Origin of the sequence: Paenibacillus sp. FSL M7-0802 (assembly GCF_038004945.1) — a bacterium.
GTDB lineage: Bacteria > Bacillota > Bacilli > Paenibacillales > Paenibacillaceae > Paenibacillus > Paenibacillus polymyxa_B.
The window spans coordinates 1,171,343-1,190,100 of record NZ_JBBOSD010000001.1 but is presented as its reverse complement, the minus strand read 5'-3'; the positions used below and the strand labels follow the sequence as shown (position 1 = coordinate 1,190,100).

At 42.7% G+C, this 18,758-nt stretch carries 15 protein-coding genes; 14 read left to right on the top strand and 1 reads right to left on the bottom strand.

The window, feature by feature from the left end:
* Positions 1-13: 13 nt before the first annotated feature.
* Positions 14-1,633: a cobyric acid synthase gene (locus MHB54_RS05975; protein ID WP_076294978.1), complete on the top strand. Its 1,620-nt coding sequence runs from the start codon at positions 14-16 to the stop codon at positions 1,631-1,633.
* Positions 1,634-1,852: 219 nt separating this feature from the next.
* On the opposite strand, the gene MHB54_RS05970 is transcribed toward MHB54_RS05975, so the two are convergent.
* Positions 1,853-3,553: a methyl-accepting chemotaxis protein gene (locus MHB54_RS05970; RefSeq protein ID WP_028543010.1), complete on the bottom strand. Its 1,701-nt coding sequence runs from the start codon at positions 3,551-3,553 to the stop codon at positions 1,853-1,855.
* Positions 3,554-4,055: 502 nt separating this feature from the next.
* Between MHB54_RS05970 and MHB54_RS05965 the strand changes: the two genes are divergently transcribed.
* The 13 genes from MHB54_RS05965 (at position 4,056) to MHB54_RS05905 (ending at position 18,751) form a co-directional block, all read left to right on the top strand.
* Positions 4,056-5,321, top strand: a complete 1,266-nt coding sequence (locus MHB54_RS05965; protein ID WP_264454040.1) for a PTS transporter subunit EIIC — start codon at positions 4,056-4,058, stop codon at positions 5,319-5,321.
* A 205-nt stretch (positions 5,322-5,526) separates the two neighbouring features.
* A complete protein-coding gene (gene licT / locus MHB54_RS05960; protein WP_023987656.1) occupies positions 5,527-6,360 on the top strand; it encodes a BglG family transcription antiterminator LicT in 834 nt (277 codons plus the stop codon).
* Positions 6,361-6,530: 170 nt separating this feature from the next.
* Entirely contained in the window at positions 6,531-8,435 is a 1,905-nt protein-coding gene (locus MHB54_RS05955) for a beta-glucoside-specific PTS transporter subunit IIABC (RefSeq protein WP_053324917.1), read from the top strand.
* A gap of 242 nt (positions 8,436-8,677) precedes the next feature.
* Positions 8,678-10,075, top strand: coding sequence for an L-cystine transporter (locus tag MHB54_RS05950; RefSeq protein ID WP_025724316.1), 1,398 nt, complete (start codon positions 8,678-8,680; stop codon positions 10,073-10,075).
* A gap of 250 nt (positions 10,076-10,325) precedes the next feature.
* On the top strand, positions 10,326-11,024 hold the full coding sequence (locus MHB54_RS05945; protein ID WP_023987659.1) for a queuosine precursor transporter: 699 nt from the start codon (positions 10,326-10,328) through the stop codon (positions 11,022-11,024).
* Between the two features lie 623 nt (positions 11,025-11,647).
* Positions 11,648-11,908, top strand: a complete 261-nt coding sequence (locus tag MHB54_RS05940; RefSeq protein WP_023987661.1) for a hypothetical protein — start codon at positions 11,648-11,650, stop codon at positions 11,906-11,908.
* A gap of 87 nt (positions 11,909-11,995) precedes the next feature.
* Complete coding sequence (locus tag MHB54_RS05935) at positions 11,996-12,421, top strand: hypothetical protein (RefSeq protein WP_034094998.1); 426 nt, start codon at positions 11,996-11,998, stop codon at positions 12,419-12,421.
* Positions 12,422-12,440: 19 nt separating this feature from the next.
* Complete coding sequence (locus MHB54_RS05930) at positions 12,441-13,496, top strand: hypothetical protein (protein ID WP_023987663.1); 1,056 nt, start codon at positions 12,441-12,443, stop codon at positions 13,494-13,496.
* A gap of 115 nt (positions 13,497-13,611) precedes the next feature.
* A complete protein-coding gene (locus MHB54_RS05925) occupies positions 13,612-14,103 on the top strand; it encodes a hypothetical protein (protein WP_023987664.1) in 492 nt (163 codons plus the stop codon).
* 125 nt (positions 14,104-14,228) lie between these two features.
* Positions 14,229-14,441, top strand: a complete 213-nt coding sequence (locus MHB54_RS05920; RefSeq protein WP_023987665.1) for a hypothetical protein — start codon at positions 14,229-14,231, stop codon at positions 14,439-14,441.
* Positions 14,442-14,507: 66 nt separating this feature from the next.
* Positions 14,508-17,027, top strand: a complete 2,520-nt coding sequence (locus MHB54_RS05915; protein WP_023987666.1) for a hypothetical protein — start codon at positions 14,508-14,510, stop codon at positions 17,025-17,027.
* A 54-nt stretch (positions 17,028-17,081) separates the two neighbouring features.
* Complete coding sequence (locus MHB54_RS05910; RefSeq protein ID WP_023987667.1) at positions 17,082-17,699, top strand: S-layer homology domain-containing protein; 618 nt, start codon at positions 17,082-17,084, stop codon at positions 17,697-17,699.
* Between the two features lie 2 nt (positions 17,700-17,701).
* Positions 17,702-18,751: a hypothetical protein gene (locus MHB54_RS05905; protein ID WP_023987668.1), complete on the top strand. Its 1,050-nt coding sequence runs from the start codon at positions 17,702-17,704 to the stop codon at positions 18,749-18,751.
* Positions 18,752-18,758: the final 7 nt, after the last annotated feature.

Genomic DNA, 18,758 nt, shown 5'->3' with positions numbered 1-18,758 from the left:
GGGGAAGAGGCAATTGTCAACTTTCGAACCGTCCTGCACGAACCCGGCAGCCGTATTGATGCTTCAAGGAACAGCGTCGGATGTGGGCAAAAGCGTGGTGACAACTGCGCTTTGCCGTATTTTTACGCAGGACGGATATCGTCCCGCACCGTTTAAGTCGCAAAATATGGCGTTAAACTCTTATGTTACTGAGGACGGCAAGGAAATTGGACGCGCTCAGGGGGTGCAGGCTGAGGCCTGCGGTATTGAGGCCACGACTGACATGAATCCGATTCTGATTAAGCCAGTCAAAGATATGCACTCACAAATTGTTGTACACGGTGTACCTTATGCCTATATGAGCGCCTCCGATTACCGGAAGGATTTTTTGCCAAAAGCCAAACAGACCGTTATGGATGCTCTGAATCGGTTGCGTGATACCTATGATATTGTCCTTATGGAAGGGGCAGGCAGCCCGGCAGAGATTAATTTGAAGGACCGAGATATCGTAAATATGAATTTGGCAGGTTGGGCGGATGCACCAGTGTTGCTTATTTCAGATATCGACCGGGGGGGTGTTTTTGCCTCTCTCGTAGGAACCATCGAGTTACTGGAACCCCATGAAGTACAGCGTATCCGCGGATTTATCATTAACAAATTCAGAGGTGATCTGTCTCTGCTTCAACCGGGATTAGACTGGCTGGAAGAACGGACGGGCATTCCTGTACTCGGTGTATTGCCCTATCTACCAGACATTCGCATTGAAGCAGAGGATTCGGTAGTACTGGATAAGAAGCCCAAGCGATCAGCAGAGGATAAAGAACTGGATATTGCAGTGATACGATATCCGCGGATTTCCAATTTTACGGACACGGATGCTCTGGCCGCAGAGCCGGATGTGAGTGTTCGTTATGTCACAGAATCCGGACAGTTGGGCGTACCGGACGCCATTATCTTACCGGGGACCAAAGACACCATTGGAGACCTGCTGGAATTGCGTGAGAGAGGTCTGGAGAAAGACATTCGGCAGGCTATGAATACTGGACGCACACAGCTAGTTGGCATTTGTGGAGGTTATCAGATGCTGGGTACAGCGCTATTTGATCCCCAAGCCGTCGAATCTGGGTTGCCGCAGCAGGCAGAAGGGTTAGGTTGGCTGGCTCTATCCACGACCTTTTTAAAGGAAAAGCAAACCGTACGCGTACAGGGAACCCTGTCTAATCATTGCCCGCTTTTGCTTAGCACTGCGCCTGATTCGGGTTCTGCCTTCAAGCCAAGCATTGAAGGCTATGAAATACATATGGGCGTTACGGAGTATGTTACGGAACCATACGCACCTACAGATATAACTTTTAACCTAAGCGAAATGAAAAGGTTATTCCATATCCGGCGTGGCGAAGGAACAGCTTTTGAGGAAGGCTGGGGTACGACAGACGGTAAAGTATGGGGAACCTATTTGCACGGTGTGTTTGATAATGACCGTTTTCGTCGGTGCTGGCTGGATGGATTGCGACAAACCAAGGGCTTGGCACCTTTAGAAAGCACTTTTACTGTACGTGAAGCCAAGGAACGAGAGTTTGACCGTGTCGCAGAGGTGGTACGGGCTCATTTAGATATGGAGCAAATTTATCGTATTATGGGAATGAATTCATAAACTTCATGGATGATTATTAAAATCGCTTTTAAAAAATAAAGAGGTATCTCTACAGCCATTTTCAAGACTGTGAGATACCTCTTTTTATTCAGGATTTTGCAAAATTCGATTCCAGTCGCTCTGAAGTGCAAGATATAGACGAACTAAACCATTTCGATCTACATCTTGTCCATTGGAAGTCGTTTATGGGATTTTTGCAAAATCCTCTATTGTATCGGCTTACGTAATTTTAAATTTTTGAACTGCCTTTTGCAGCTCGGTTGCTTGTTTGCTTAATTGGCGAACAACCTCGCTGTGGCTTTCCATTTCATTTAGTTGCTCATCGGCGTTAAAACCGATTTCTTGAATCATATGCTGTGCATTGGCAGCGATGAGAGCTGTCTCTTCCACGGAAGCAGATACTTCCTCCGAGCTGGCGGATACTTGCTCCGTTGCTGCAGATACCGTTTGAATCGTAGCATTGATCTTTTGCATAAGCTCACTTAGCTGGTTAAAGGCTGAGCTCGCTTGTTGAACCATTTCCGTTCCCGAATGAATTTCACGGCTAACCTGGGTCACAGAGTCCACAGATTGTTGCGATACTTCTTGAATGGTAACCAAATAGTCAGAAATTTCTTGTGTGGCTTCTTTAGATTGCTCGGCAAGCTTGCGTACTTCTCCAGCTACTACGGCGAAGCCCCGTCCATGTTCGCCCGCACGGGCAGCTTCAATGGAGGCATTCAGGGACAACATTTGAATTTGCTTCGTAATATCGAAAATAGCCGAAACGATACTGCCAATGGCTTCTGAGCGCTCATTCATACTATGGATGTATCGAAGCGATTCATCGGCAGCATGTCCTACCTGTGACATTTGAGCTACAGCTTTTTGAGCGAGCGTATTACCGTTAACCGTTTCTTTCGTTGCTTCACTGATTTGATCGGATACATCATTGGCAGAGGAGGCGATATGCTGAACACCTTGAGCGATTTCCTCCATAGCCTGTGCATTTTCAGCAGCAGTTGTAGCTATGCTGGTACTGCCCTTTGCTACTTCCTCTGCGGCAACTGTAGAGTCCTGCACTTTTACACTCATAGCCTCAGTCCGACGAAGCAGCTCGTCCGATCCTTCAACAACCGCACCGGATGTAGAAAGCACATGGCCGATCATTTCTTTCAAGTTATGAGACATTGATTGGAAGCTGCGGGCAAGTTGGGCAATTTCATTGACTCCATGAACTTTCGCTTCTTGTGAAAGATCACCTTGAGCGATTTTTTCGCTATGACGAACCAATTCAGCAATGGGTTCTACAACTTTACGTATCACGAGGGTAGAAATAATTCCCCCCAGCAGGAGCGTTGCCACTGTAATACCTATGCAAATCCATAAAATTTGTTGGGATTTTTCCTGTACGAATCCGACATCTTCGTTCACACCCAGAACTAGATTACTACCCGATATAGCAAAGAAGGCGGTTTTGTGTACTCCGTACGAATCGCTGTAAATTTCACTGATATTCATCTCGCCTTGTTTTGCTTTTTTAATATCCTCTACAGGAATGAGTGCATCCTTGACCTTGTATACTGATTTTACATTCCGTGCGACGACTTCGGCTTTACCATCCTTTACTACTGCGATATATGCCGATTCTAATTTGAGAGTATCGACCTTCTCCTGAAGATAGGATTCCATCTGTATAGCGGAGCCGGAATCAGAACCGCTTCCTTGTTGGGCCTGAACGGCTAAGGAAATATTGAGATCCTGATACACATTTTTAGCTCCAGTTTCTAGCAATTGGTCTACCTGAGGCATGACACTGTTATTAATGATACTCATGGATATTGCATAGAAACTGATGCTGAACAAAAGGGATGCAAAGAGCTGAATCAGCAAAAACATAATTCGTAATTTCGCGCCAATGGAACGATTAAAACTCTTCATGAAAATTCTCCTCTCACATGATGGTAATAAAATCAGACGAATTCCCCTGCTTGATGTAGGCCGCTTGTCCAATAAGATACTAGGCACGCCATGATCTACTTGTTTTCCTTTCCTTGCTTGAAGAAAAGACTGAAAATGTTCGGATTCTATGTATATTTCAGCTGTATTCAAGGGACAAGAATGTGAAAGGGAAGTAATCCATGATTTACTAAAAAGTAGGTTAGACCTATTTTACATAATTAACAGGCGGTTGAATAGTCATATTTGCCCAAAAACAAACAAAAAATATATAACTATGGTCTTAGGTGTTTAGATGTAAGTTAGATGTGAATTATCAGGTGCATAAAAACGAATAGATTACTCCTTCTTTAAAACTATTGTAAAAAAGAAGTAATATAAGTAGCATAAGGAATACCGCTTTTATTACAATATTCTTCTAAGCTTGGTTTGGTAAGTTCGAAAGTGGTCTTCAATATACATATAAAAAGGGGAAAAGGTAGTTATGAATCGGGATTTACTTTCCAAAGAAATGATTTCGCAGGTCAGGGGAGAAGATGAACAGGAGCAGACTTCCGGAAGTTACAGAGCTGCCACAGGGAGAAATCCGATAAGTCGTCTATTAGATTATGTATCAGGCGTATTCACTCCGATCTTGCCGGCAATGATTGGGGCGGGAATGATCAAGGTATTAATATCTATTTTCATGTCCTTAGGTTTTTTGTTTTCAGACCAACAGGTATTTACTAGTTTGTTATCTGATCAACAGGCGTATACCATTTTATTGGTTATCAGCGATGGGGTATTCTATTTTTTGCCCATTCTATTTGCGGCAAGTGCGGCAAGAAAGCTGAACAGCAATATGTTTGTTGCGGCTGCCATCGGAGCATCAGTATTGCATCCCCGCCTGACAGAGTTGTTCCAGTCTGGTGAGGAGGTTCGCTTTGGCGACTTGTCAGTCATAGACGGGCAGTCTGCTTCTTCCATAATACTAATGCTTGTTGTCGTTTGGATGGCGTCGTATGTGGAAAAATGGTTAGACAAGCATACCCCCTATTGGCTTAAAGTAGTGGCTGTCCCGACTTTGACTCTGATGATTTTTATACCTTTGATGATGTTCGTTCTTGGCCCGTTGTGGGGGTATCTCGGTCAACATTTATCGGATGGACTCGCATGGTTATTTGATAATGCAGGAGTGTTTGCAGGGCTGCTGCTCGGGGGCGCGATGTCTTTGCTTATTATGGCAGGTATGCAATATATAATGGTACCGATTATGATCAGCTCGCTTGCAACACTGGGCTACGATCATGTCTTTCCTGTGGTAGTGGCAGCGGTACTTGCCCAGGCAGGTGCAGCATTTGGCGTGCTTTTTAAATCCAAAAATGTCAAAGTGAAAACGCTGGCCTTTTGGACAGGCTTGCTTGCCATGATGGGGGTGGTTGAGCCGGCGATGTATGGAGTCACAATGCGCTTTAAGAAGCCTTTTGTTGCGGCGTTGATCGGAGGGGCTCTCGGTGGTGCATTTATGAGTTTATTTGAAACTGAAGCAACGGCTATTGGTGGTATATCAGGTCTGCCCAGCTTGGGATTATTCGTCGGTCCTACATTTATATATGCTATTTTGGGAATGTTAATCTCACTAGTTACAGCTGGCGTAATTACGTATTTTATGGGCTTTGTGGATGAAAAAGATGAGCATTCGCAAGTAGTGTCCACATCTGGCATGAATGCTTCTCCGAACTCGGTTGTGGAAAAGAGCCCTGGCAGCTAAGGCGTGCCAATGCCCAAAAGCCTCATGAAAGTGTTTACAAAAAAACTTGTCACCTCAGTCTTTATATGATATTATGGTGTCAGTTATTCAAAACTGCACAATCGTGGATTGTTACTGAGCGTATCGGGCAAAACCATAAGCAGGCACTATGTGTCAGTTTTGGTATTGCCTTTTTTTACTACTCCAAGCGGCTTAAGGTGATGGAATGAAGATAGCAAAGGTGCTGAATAATAACGTCGTAACGGTCATTGATGAACAGCAGAAAGAATTAGTCATTATGGGAAGAGGAATTGCTTTTAAAAAAAACACAGGCGATGAGATTGAAGAAGAGAAAATCGAGAAAATTTTCAAACTTGAAAGTACCGAGGTTTCCCGCAAACTCATGACCCTGATGTCTGATATCCCTATTGAATATGTTGAAATTTCTGATGAAATCATCCAATATGCCAAAACGATACTTGGTGTAGAGTTGCATGACAGCATCTATATTTCGCTGACGGATCATATCCATTTTGCCATAGAGCGTTATCGCTTGGGTATGGATATCAAAAATGCACTTTACTGGGAAATTAAGCGAATGTACCGCAAGGAATTCACGATTGGGACCAAAGCACTGCACATGATTCAGGACAAGCTGGGAGTTACACTTCCAGATGATGAAGGAGCATTTATCGCCTTACATTTGGTGAATGCACAGCTTAATAGCGAAATGCGCGAAACGATAACCCTGACTAACATTGTCAAGGATATCATAAATATTGTAAGTCGCTTTTTTGTAATGGATCTGGATGAAGAGTCGTTAAGCTATTACCGCTTTATTACACATCTCAAATTTTTTGCTCAACGGGTAATGAATGGGACCCCTGTACAAAATACAGATAATTCCCTTCATGATATGGTTAAGGTTCAGTATAAGAATGCTTACGCCTGCGCGGAAAAAATAAGAGATTATACCACTAAAATCTATGGTCGAAGCTTGTCCCAGGATGAGATGTTGTATCTCACCATTCATATCGAGCGTATCATTAAAAATCAATGATTTCATGTATGATCAGGGATTTAGGATTGCTACTTCTAAACCAGAAGGCAAAACCTGAATGCTGAAAGAAGATTGGCTTTTTATTAAGCTGTCTGCTTTCTGTATTCAGGTTTTTTTATTGCCCATTTGCGCATTTTATTTTATACCTTAAAAGAAAAGAGGAACACCTCATGGATCGAAATCAATTATCCAAAGAGATACTTACACTAGTTGGTGGTGAAGAAAACGTAGAGCAGGTCATTCACTGCATGACCCGCTTGCGCTTCAACCTTCATGATGATAAGAAAGCTCAGAAAGAGCAGTTGCAGAAAACGGATGGCGTCATGGGAGTCATGGAGAGTGGCGGCCAGTTTCAGGTTATTATCGGTAATGATGTAGCTAACGTGTACAAATCGTTGGTGAGCAACATGTCCAAGGCTCCGCAAAGTGACTCAGGAGCAAGTACTGCATCTAAGAAAAAACAAAACCCGATCAGCAAACTGTTCGACTTTATTGCGGGTATGTTTACACCGATTTTGCCAGCGATCACCGGCGCAGGTATGATCAAAGGGATCATTGCTCTTTTAGTGGCCATGAACTGGATGTCCGATAAGAGTCAAACCTATACGATTTTAGCGGCAATAGGTGACGGTGCGTTCTACTTCCTGCCTATTATTCTGGCTGTCAGTGCTGCTAGAAAACTCGGCAGTAATATGTTTATTGGTGCGGCGATTGGTGCTTCCATTTTGCACCCGACGATTACAGCTTTACTGGCATCTAACGTGAAGGTTAGCTTTATTGGTCTTCCGGTGACAGCGGCCACGTATTCTTCGACCGTTATTCCAATCGTTATTGCGGTCTGGCTGGCATCTTATGTTGAAAAATTCATTGATAAGTATACACATGCATCACTGAAGTTGCTCGTTGTTCCGACATTGACTTTATTGATTATTGTACCTTTGACTTTGGTTGCTGTAGGGCCGCTCGGCTCCATTATTGGTAATGGCCTGTCAGGCGGTATCTCTTGGTTGTTTGAAAATACAGGTGCACTTGCAGGTCTGCTGCTAGGCGGTACCTTCTCCCTGATCATTATGACAGGTATGCACTATGCGTTGGTTCCTATTATGATTGGATCGATTGCAACGTTGGGCTTTGACTACATGATTCCAATTATGGGAGCAGCCAACTTGGCACAGGCTGGTGCTGCACTGGGTGTATTCTTAAAATCAAAAAATGCCAAAGTCAAAACAGTGGCTTTCTCTACGAGCTTGACAGCTATTATGGGTGTAACCGAGCCTGCAATGTATGGTGTAAATATGCGGTTTAAAAAACCATTTACTGCTGCGTTGATCGGCGGAGCCGTCGGCGGGGGCTTCATGAGCTTGTTTGGTACAAAAGCGTATGTCATGGGTGGATTGGTTGGTGTGCCTGGTCTGGCGATGTTTATTGGACCGACTTTCTTATACGCAATCCTGGGTCTTATTATTGCATTTGTGGTTGCTACGATTGTTACCTATTTGATCGGCTTTACAGATGAAAAGAACGAAGAAGCACCACAAGCAACAACAGACGCTGGCGGAGACATCTCCACTGATGAAATAGCACAATCTGCTGTGTCCTCACTGCCGAAAGGTGAGAAAATCCCGGTATACAGCCCGATTATGGGTGAAGTTAAGCCGCTCAGTGAAGTCAATGACCCTGCATTTTCTCAAGAAATCATGGGTAGAGGTTGGGCTATTGAACCATCCGAAGGCCGGGTTGTTTCCCCAGTGGATGGCACAGTGTTCTCCATTTCCAAAAGTGGGCATGCTGTTGGATTGGTGAGTGATTCAGGACTTGAAATGCTCATTCACGTTGGGATGGATACGGTTAAACTAAAAGGACTTCATTTTACGCCTCATCTTAAAGCAGGAGATCGCGTGAAGGTAGGAGACCTCGTGCTGGAGTTTGATCTGGTGGAAATCCGCAAGGCTGGTTACGAAACGATAACGCCTGTTATTGTTACGAATGTAGCTCAGTTTAGCGAGTTGGAGTCCGCTGATAATCAGCATAAAGTGGTTAAGGAACAGGAACTGCTATACACAGTGATCGTCTAACGGCTGATAAAAATTTTACGCCTAAGTTGAATACATGTCGTTGTGTTCAGGACAAAAAACAGCAAGTCTTCGAAAGATGAAGGCTTGCTGTTTGGCATTTTTAATAAAACCCAAAGTGGAAGTTGCTTAACTATTTTATTGTTAGAAAACCTACAAAAATAGTTGGTTTTGTGATATAGTAATCTTCGGATTGAAGGATCACCTTATAAAACATATTAAGTATAAGTTTGGAGGAAATAATAATGGATACCTTCTTTATTATTTTAAATGTAATCGTGCTGCTTTTGCTGCTAGGCGTATTGGTCTGGATGCAGAAAAAGCACATCTCCTTTACAAAAAGGGTATTTGCCGGACTTGGCTTCGGACTGATCTACGGGGCTGTTCTACAATATGCCTATGGGGCAGGCTCAGAGGTCATTACAAAATCAGTTGATTGGTTCAACCTCGCAGGTAATGGTTATGTCCGTTTGCTGCAAATGGTAGTTATTCCGCTTATCATGGTGTCGATTATTTCGGCTATTATGAATTTGAAGGGAAGACAGAACCTTGGCAAAATCAGCGTGTCCATTATTGCAGTACTACTGATTACAACGGCAATTGCTGCTTCAGTTAGTATTGTAACCAGCTTGTCGTTTGATCTAAAGGCAATTGAGATTCAAGGTGGGGAGAAGGAACAAGCACAGGGGTTGAAGATGGAAGAGCGCCTTGGAACAGTTCAGGACATGACCATTCCACAGCAGGTGCTGGAATTTATTCCTTCAAATCCTTTTGAGGATATGACGGGAGCACGTCGTACGTCGACGCTGGCGGTGGTCATTTTCTCGGCCTTTATCGGTGTGGCTGTGCTTGGATTGGATCGTAAAAAACCAGAACAGGCGCAAACCTTCCGTAAAGTGATCGATGCAGTGTACGCTGTAGTGATGCGGATTGTAACTCTGGTGCTGAGATTGACTCCTTACGGCATTTTAGCACTGATCACTAAAGTAGTAGCTACGACCAATCCAGATGAAATTTTGAAGCTAATCAAGTTTGTGCTCGCTTCTTATGTGGCTCTGTTGGTCATGTTTATCATTCATCTTATTTTGCTGGCCTTGTTCGGCTACAATCCGGTGACGTATGTGAAAAAGGTATTGCCTACACTGGTTTTTGCTTTTACTTCTCGTTCCAGTGCGGCGACCATTCCGTTAAATGTTGAAACACAAACGAAAAAGCTTGGTGTGTCCGACGGCATCGCGAATCTGTCTGCGACCTTGGGAGCGACTATTGGGCAAAACGGCTGTGCTGGTATTTATCCGGCAATGCTGGCGGTCATGATTGCTCCAACCGTGGGTATTGATCCAACGAGCTGGGATTTTATCCTCACGCTTATTCTGGTCGTTACGGTCAGCTCGTTTGGCGTGGCGGGTGTAGGCGGTGGTGCCACTTTCGCTTCCCTGATCGTGCTTTCCACCATGAATCTTCCAGTGGCATTGGCAGGATTGCTCATCTCAGTCGAACCGTTGATTGATATGGGACGCACAGCGTTAAATGTCAATGATTCTATTACCGCAGGTCTCATTTCAGGCAAGGTGCTCAAGGAGAACGATCAAGACGTGTTCAACAATCATGGCATGGATTTGGATGCAACGGCACACTCCTAAGTAAATGATAAACGAAAGGTGTACGATGCATTCCCCTATCGCATCTGTAGCCTATATAACACACGTACAGAATGTACTCAATACAAAGAGCCGGCCATAAGGTCGGCTCTTTGTATTGAGTTTAGGACAGTGTAAATTATAGCTGTTCACGAATCCTAATCTATGATACATTAAAATAATGTTTTTCCGGCTTGCTTCGGATGAACCGCGGTTCGCAACCATCCCGCGCTATCAAAACTAGGAGGATTTCATGTTTAATCTGTTATGGGGGGCAGCTTTTGTCCTCGTCAATTTTATGTTCTTTTTGTTATGTTTTCGGTTGTTCGGTAAAAAAGGGCTGTACGCCTGGATTGGTGTTGCTACTGTACTAGCCAATATTCAGGTAACCAAAACGATTGATCTGGTCGGCATTACCACTACATTGGGAAATACGATGTATGTTTCTATGTATATGGCCAGTGACTTACTGAATGAAAAATATGGGCCTAAAGAGGCGCGTAAAGCTGTGTGGTTCGGCTTTTTCACTCTGATTATGACGACGATAACGATGCAAATGGTGCTGCAGTTCCAGCCTACTGCAACGGATTTTGCCCAGACACCGATGCAACAGCTGTTTGGATTGTTGCCAAGGCTTGCGCTTGCCAGCTTGACAGCCTATGCGGTCAGTCAATTGCTGGACGTGCGTCTGTATGCCTGGATTCGCAAGTTTTTTCCGGAACGTCATCAGCTCTGGATTCGCGGCAATGGCAGCACGATGATCAGCTCGTTTATAGATACGCTCATTTTCTGTACTATTGCCTTTTACGGTTATGCGTGGGGGATATGGCTCGAGATATTATTCACCACCTACATCTTAAAATTTGTACTGACCGCGGCGGGTACACCCATTTTGTACATCGCACGCAATTTCCGCTTTATAGAAGAGGAGGAGCAAACCCTCAAGCCATGATGGCTTGGGGTTGCCCCTCCTTTTTTTGTATATAAGAATCTTTTATTTGTATACATAGCAGGGGTTCAATTCAAATCTCATTTACTTATATTGAGATAGAGAGGGGTCGTATGAAGTGTGATTGTAGAAGGTATGTAACGCAGCAGGCACGGATGCTTTTGAAGATTTACAAGTCTAAGGAGAATGTATGCATTTATTGTTTGGCTGAACAAAACCATGTTTGTTATTCCGAGCTACTAGACAAATATATGGGAATCTACGATTGCCGAAGCTGTATTCAGGATAAGAATAAAGAGCGATTACGCAGAAGATTACTGGGGTTAGGAGATTAAACCTTTTGCTATAAGGGGGTTATGATAATGGCACAATTTAGCCAATGCGTACGATGTGAATTTCGCTATGTAACACAAAGAGCACGAGAAAGTTTTATGGAGGAGAAAATGATAGGTGAACCGTTACTATGTCTATATTGTATTGGTGAACTTACAGGTAAAGTAATGGATCGATGGGGTCAGCTTGTTTATCCGCATGACGTGGAACAGTCTAATCGGCAGGAGCATATTCCCAGATCGTCTATAGAGGGCTGTAGATCCTGTATGAAGAAACGAGGACGATGAAAGGAAATGACATTGAGCAGCGAAATTTTATCAGAATTTGCTCATCGAATGGGAGAAGATACAGAGCTTATTTATAATGCCCGTCATAAAGGCGTAACTATCATTGTGGGAAATATGGGCTATGGCGATGTTTATGTGAGTACGTCTTCGAGCCGAAAAAGTCATCATCGTGTTCAATTTAAGGGTAAAGTAGCATTCGAGGATACTAGTAAACTCTATTTAACCTCTTCAAGCCAACCTGTTATATCTATTCTTGAAATCATTTAAATGAAGTACGTAGGTACAGTTAAAAAATTCATTGAATCACTTATATTAATACTGTCAGGAAGGTGGTGAATAGAACTGATTCATATTTTGGATATCTACGAATCTATTTTCTCCGTGCTACAAAAAGATGCTGAGCTTCACACATTATTAGAGAATTCCGGAACTACTCCTTCCAAGATCATGATGGAAAAAATTCAGAAAAGGAGACATCCTAAAGGACTGCAACAGGACCAACTTCCGCTGATTTCATTTTATAAAAGTGCAGGTGGGCGTGGAGAGAATTATCTCGATTATTGGTCCATATTTAATTTTGATATTTATACGCGGGAGAATGTAGATGTGGCCTTGCGTATAGCGGACCGGATCACAACCTTATTTGACGATGAGTACCAAAGTTTAACTCAAGGTGGCTTGCTCAAAGGTCAATATATCACGGGTTCGGACCATGACACTGACCTTGAGAACACATACAAATACTCCATTCAAATTGGAATAACTATTGGAATGGAATAACAAATTGGAGGTTATTAGGATGGGAATTACGAAGAATAAGAAAATGCTGATTAAAGGTGCAGGTAAGTTTATGGCAAAAATTCCGAATTGTGATGACCTTATTACAATCGGAACACTTAATAACATGCGTTTGGATATCCAGCTTGATATGCAGGATATTGAGGGCGGAGATTCCAGTGTACCGTTGGATACATTGCTTCGCAAAAAAACAATTGATATTACGGCTCAAGATGCCAAATTTGATTTGAATCTGGTACGTTTGGTTCTTGGTTCCAAGCTTCGTGAGGGAGTTAGTGGTGCTCCTTACAAGCTGACAACGGAAACGGTAGCGGTTCCTATCGACTCCCCCTATCAAGTGCCGCTGACAGAATCTGCTGTGGCTGTACCTGCTATTAAAGCATACGATGGCATTATTACAGGCCCGGATGTAACTACGGAAGTTACTGTGACAGGCAACACAGCGGTGTTCGATGCTACCTTAGCTGGAAAAAAAGTTGTGATCGTCTATCCTGTTGCCTTAAGTGGAATTAACCAATCTGATGATGGATTTATTTGGGAATTGGAAGAGAAACATGTGATTAAAGAAGTGAAAGGGAAATTTGAGGTAGAACTTGTCTTCGGTTCCTCTCTGCATAAAACTCCTGAAATTTCAGTACGTACACTTAAAGGAAACAAACTCCTTAAACGTTTGCTTACAGGCACTCCTACAGAGGAACAATACCTTGTTGATGGAGGTAAGCTGATTTTCAATTCGGCCCTGAAAGACGTAGACATTTATGTAAACTACAAACGTAATGAAGTGGTTGATATTCTGGATATTACGAGCAAGGATATGCCTTTGACAGTGCACTTGGTTCATGACGGCCGTTTTGAACAAAAGGATGGATCGGTACAAGGATATCAAACAGAGTTGTATCAATGTCGTGTAAAATCAAATTTCACTATTGATGCTCAGCGCCAGCAGGCATCTACTCATAGCGTAACCTTGACAGTTATTGATCCTGAGCGATTTGACAATAAACTAGGCACGATTAAGCGTTATGAGGTTGGAAGTAATCAAAGAGACATCTGCTAACAACCTTAGTATAAGTTTTGGATGAGCTATAAATAAATATGGAAATCCCCCGATGTTATTTTAGCCTGTGACGTGAGCTTATTCGGGGGAAATAAACATTGGGGGAACTTCCAAAATGAATGAAAGAGAATTAACCATTCCATCATTGCAGTTTGTGATTGCTGACCGTGACAGTATCTCAGAAGTGTCAACGGTACAGTTTGAAAAAGAGCCAGCCAATTCAAAAGAAGCTGTAAAAGGTTCGAAGAAGATTCCGACAGAAGAAGAAACACAGATTAAGGAAAAAGCTTTTTTTGAAGAAGATGAAAAGGTACGCTTACGAGATGGTAAAACCTACCATTTGCCCCCGTTAGGATTGAAAGATGCACGTAAGCTGATCAAAAAGCTGAATTCAATTGATTCCGGAATTATCATTGCCAATCTGATTCCAGTTGACCTGGAAGGGGAGGATCGTTATCCTGAGCTGATTGATGTGCTGCTGATGGGCTTCAAGCCATATTATAGCTGGATGACACCTGAACATTTGGAAGAGTATGTTGACCTGGAAACAGCCAAACAAATCATAGATGCCATGATCGGTTTGAATGGAATAAAAAAGTCCATGTAGCCTCTGAGATTGAAGAATCGGAGTATGATCGGCGGGCTTCCATTGACTGGGCCAATATCTTTTTTAAGCTGGCGCATTATTGTCATCTGGATAAGTATCAGGTCTGGGAGCTCACGCTTCCTCAGTTGGGCTACTATCTGGAGCAGTGTCATGACCATATTGAATTCACAATTAAAGTATCATCCCTGTCTTTTGACGGACTTTTCAGGGGGACTGGTGAAAGTGTTTCGGATGCTCCTACAGGTCGCGAAGAAGTACGGGAAGATGGTAACTATTTGGATGGCTATAAAATAGCCGACGAAGAAGATATGGAATTTTTGGCCAATATGCTTGGATGAAAGTCACTCCTGCTCTGCTCCGTAAGGGGTGGGTGGGAGTTTCATTTTATAAAAGGCGGTGAATGTATGAACAATATGCAAGCTGACGTGCTTTCAGAGCTACAAAAATCCATCCGTACGATAAAGCATTTTAGTGAAGAAATGCAAGGACTGGATTCTCGCTTTCGGCGTTTAAATGAACATACGCGTACGTTAAATACAATACTGGGTTCTACAGGGAAAGAAGGAGGAGGCCAGCAAGGATTGGGTCGAAATCTTCAAAATCATTTGAGCCGCGAGATGAGACAACTTGATCGGAGAATTACTGAAAAAGTAAAAGAGCTATTGAATGAGCAGGTCAATCGTTTGCTGCGTGAAATTTCACGTACTAAAGCATCTGTCAAAACTAGCAGATCCAATTCTATCAAAGAACACGGAATGGGTGGTGTCGAACCAGGAGGCTTTAATCAAAATATAGGCATGGAGGGCTTAATAAGAGCGCTTCTTAACTTCCAGAGCACCATTAGCGAAACTAGTAATATGACTCAGATCATGAATCTTTCCTTTCAAACACTACAAAGAACTATAGATAACTCAAAAGGAAATAATGGAGGAGAGAAATCTGTCTCATTGCCAAATAGTGGAGCCAAAAGTGAAGATAAAGAGGACTCCCTAAAGGGGATGAAAAGTATATTCAAAGGTTCCTCCGATGGAATGATAAAAGAAATAAAAGAGAAAGTAGGTCAATTCCAAGGGCCGGCAGGACCTTCGTTCAAAACTTTGCTCCAAGTGGGGAGCAAGGCAGGATTAATAGGTCTGGCTGCGGGAGCTGCAGGTGCCGTTGCACAAGTTGTAGGAGATATTGCATTGGATGAGGGACAAAAGTCGATTGAGGAGATAACTCAATCAGATGAAGAGAAAAAGAATGCTGCTGCTGATGCGAGGGATAAAAACCTTGCTGACTTTACTAAATCTTTTAAAGCCGATAATTCTGGGAATTTTATGGTTAAGCTCGTAAGTGAATACAATCAGACAGAGGCCAGTCTTAGAAATGGCGTCAGGAGTTTGTTTGGTTTAGAACCTAAACATATGGGTCAAGGACAAGCTGACGATTTTTACGATTCAATGGTTACTTATTATCAGAAAAAAGATTCTACGATTCGTAATCGTGATGATATGAACAGATATTTAGAGAAAAATGGAATAAGTACAGAAGACGCGGTTAAGGAATGGTCTGAAAAATCTGGTTATGCTAAAAAGACTGAAAAGGAACGTGAGGAAATTTTCATTAAAAATTACGAAAAAAAATTACAGGAGGAAGAAAAGCAAAAGAAGCTGGTCAAAAAGGCTCAAAAAGCTTACGACGAAAAGTACAACAAGGGGGAAACAGATTCGCTTGATACAGATAAGATTACAACCCAAGTGAATGAGAAACTGAACAAAGTTCAGAGTGGTCACAACCTGGAAATACTTAAAGCTGAAATGGCAGGTGTACGTACAGACTCTACGGAGTATATAAATCTACGTAAACGTCAAAATCAGGAATTAAAAGATGTTCTGAACGAACAACTGAAAATTATGGATAGATCCATCCGTAATTTGAAGGAGAGTATGAACAAGCTGGACCCCAATTCCGATGAGTGGAAGGAAAAGAAGGAGGACCTCGATGAGCGTAGAGAGGCCCGGCAAAAAATGGGGAATCAATTTGAGGAAACAGCTTTGCAAAGTGATGTGGATACAAAACGTATGGCTTTTCAATCCTCATTAAGTGGCATTAACAATCAATTAGCACGTGTAGATTCCTCTTCGCAAGGCAAAGGGCTTGTTGCAGCTCTGGGTATGGATAGAGAATCCAAAGTTTATTTGGACAAAATGAGTGAGATAACAAGAAGCAGAAGCAGACAGCTACAAGAGCAATTAACCATCTTGAGAAGCACTCCGGCTTCAGGGGACGATGCTGTACGATTACAGCAAGAGATAATGAATTTACAAAATAATATTTCAAGTAATAATCTTCAGCTTAAGGAACTCTTCCTCTCCAAAATCGGCATTGAGCGTCGGCAACTGGAGGTCCATAGCAGTGACCGTAACAATGCTTATCTTGCGGAGCGCGTTAAGCGTGGCGGGGCTGAGGAAGATTCGCCTGCCATGCGCACATTACGAGTATCCAATATGAAGCAGGAAGTTTACGAGATGAACGCTCTAATTTCCAAGTATAAAAAAGACCTGAATGGAAAAGAGCCGGAAACTCAGCGGAAAATACAAGAGCAGATCAGAGAATTGACCAATCAGTCGCTACAAACTCAATTAGGCATCCTGGATGAGATGAAGTCGTCAGCGGGAACATTTAATATGCCCGAGGGAGTGACGGCGATGACAAGATATGAATATTTAACACGAGGAAACACGCATCAATCCTATACGATCGGCTCAGGCGATGTGGTTGTAAATGTTACCTTGCCTAATGTCACAAATGGTGTAAGTCCATCCCAATTAGAGACGATCGGCAATGGACTTGGAAGAGGCCTCGCATACGGCAAAGCCGGGAGTTTAAGGGACCAACTTCTTATGAATCCGACGACGGCTTATCGTAGCAAGACATCATAGATTGTAATGATCCGCCGCAAATAAGCACTATTTTAATGACAGGAGGTATACATTTTGACTCAGCAAAGTCCATACAAATCTGAAGAAGCAATTTATAAAAAACGACTATTCTACGATAATGGAATCCGCTTCGTGGAGGTCAAGGCCAAGCTTATTAATGAATACAAGCCGCCAGCTCCTAGTCTAAAATCCCATGTTAATGAGACACTGTCATCATCGGCAGGTTTGGTTAATCGAGGAACTTCGCATTATACAGCTAGCCTGACACTTCTATTTTATAGCAAAAAGGAGTATGCGGACTGGCTTTCTTTTATAAGCTCAGAGCATAAATACTATGACGAAAAAGGCACAATTTATTTAGGAATCGTGACAGGAGAGCCGGATATTCGAACGGCTGAGATGGAGACTAAATATATCATCACTGTCAATATGACGTGTATCCGCAAGCAGGATCATGAATACCGATATAGGAATCAATTCATCGACCTTAAGGATCATTGGGCCTCCAGCTTTATAGAAGAAATGGAGCAGCGTGGTATTGTTACGGTAACAGAGGATGAAGGGGATTCTATTCCTTACTTCAGACCGAACCAGGCCTGCACCCGTGCAGAGGGAATTACATTTATAATGAGATCTTACAGATATCTGGATCGGATTCTTAGGGGGTATTGATCATGGAGCGCTGGATTGATGTAGATCCTTTAGATTGGTATTACAGAGATATTTTAGATGCGACACGGTTAAGTCTCGATGCTCACGGAGAGAACAGTTTTATAGAAGGGATATCCTATGATATTTTTGAAAAAGGATATGAACGAATCGTTAAGCGCTTCATAACTGTCGATGGACAACTGGAGTTTCCTATTCCGGGTTATCAGGTGAATGCCGAAAATCCTATCTTTGTTCTCGTTAGTGGCGTACAGGTACAGCCTGAAAAAGTAGAAAATGGAAAAGTAACGATGTCAAATCCTTTATCTGGCGGACTTGAGATTGTATGTATTGCATATGGTAAACCTGCTTATAAACAGGAGGGTTGTGTTAACGGACCTTATAGTGGGACGGCCGAAAGCTCTATTTCTCTACCTTCTGCAACTTTGTCTATGGCAGCTAATTATCAAGCTAAGACGAAATATCAGCCGGAGACAGTCACGGTTCTTGGAACCAAGCTCAAACGGTTGCTAGTTGAAATCAAAACAGGAGAAGACCCGAAGACTTCCATTAAGAACGCTGTTGGTTTTAGGCAGGATGTATTTGTGATTCATAAAGGAGAGGTCTATCTTCCCTTTAGTTATAATGGGTTTCCTGCAACTGTTGGATATAATTACTGGGCACCGGGCGGTGTGAAATTTAAACAGGAGACGGTTATTGTAAGTACAACACACGCCCGTTACAATGACCGATTTTTTCCGAATGTACGTATGAAAAGGGCGCAGTTTCTCGTATTTCTTCAGCGTATTCGAATGAATATCTATAATCGATATACTGATCGGGTATTTGAGAGAAACACATATTCGTTGAGAAACATACAAGATCGCAGCTCCTTCTCAGGGAAATGGTACGAACAAGATGTTGTTGACTTGATGGGTGAGCAGTTTCTGGATGGATGTTATGTGTTTCCACTCTATGAGAACAATACTCTAGAACCGGAAGAATGTATTACTCGCGCTGAAGCCGTTGTTTTTTTAAACAGATTCATAGAATGGGCAATAGAACGATTTAGGTAGGTGATAA

What these genes read in the sequence shown, in the direction of transcription:
- MHB54_RS05940 (WP_023987661.1), top strand. Translation starts at nt 11,648, where the DNA reads ATGACATTGAGCAGCGAAATTTTATCAGAATTTGCTCATCGAATGGGA.
- MHB54_RS05950 (WP_025724316.1), top strand. Translation starts at nt 8,678, where the DNA reads ATGGATACCTTCTTTATTATTTTAAATGTAATCGTGCTGCTTTTGCTG.
- MHB54_RS05965 (WP_264454040.1), top strand. Translation starts at nt 4,056, where the DNA reads ATGAATCGGGATTTACTTTCCAAAGAAATGATTTCGCAGGTCAGGGGA.
- MHB54_RS05915 (WP_023987666.1), top strand. Translation starts at nt 14,508, where the DNA reads ATGAACAATATGCAAGCTGACGTGCTTTCAGAGCTACAAAAATCCATC.
- licT (WP_023987656.1), top strand. Translation starts at nt 5,527, where the DNA reads ATGAAGATAGCAAAGGTGCTGAATAATAACGTCGTAACGGTCATTGAT.
- MHB54_RS05925 (WP_023987664.1), top strand. Translation starts at nt 13,612, where the DNA reads ATGAATGAAAGAGAATTAACCATTCCATCATTGCAGTTTGTGATTGCT.
- MHB54_RS05905 (WP_023987668.1), top strand. Translation starts at nt 17,702, where the DNA reads ATGGAGCGCTGGATTGATGTAGATCCTTTAGATTGGTATTACAGAGAT.
- MHB54_RS05970 (WP_028543010.1), bottom strand. Translation starts at nt 3,553, where the DNA reads ATGAAGAGTTTTAATCGTTCCATTGGCGCGAAATTACGAATTATGTTT.
- MHB54_RS05955 (WP_053324917.1), top strand. Translation starts at nt 6,531, where the DNA reads ATGGATCGAAATCAATTATCCAAAGAGATACTTACACTAGTTGGTGGT.
- MHB54_RS05930 (WP_023987663.1), top strand. Translation starts at nt 12,441, where the DNA reads ATGGGAATTACGAAGAATAAGAAAATGCTGATTAAAGGTGCAGGTAAG.
- MHB54_RS05945 (WP_023987659.1), top strand. Translation starts at nt 10,326, where the DNA reads ATGTTTAATCTGTTATGGGGGGCAGCTTTTGTCCTCGTCAATTTTATG.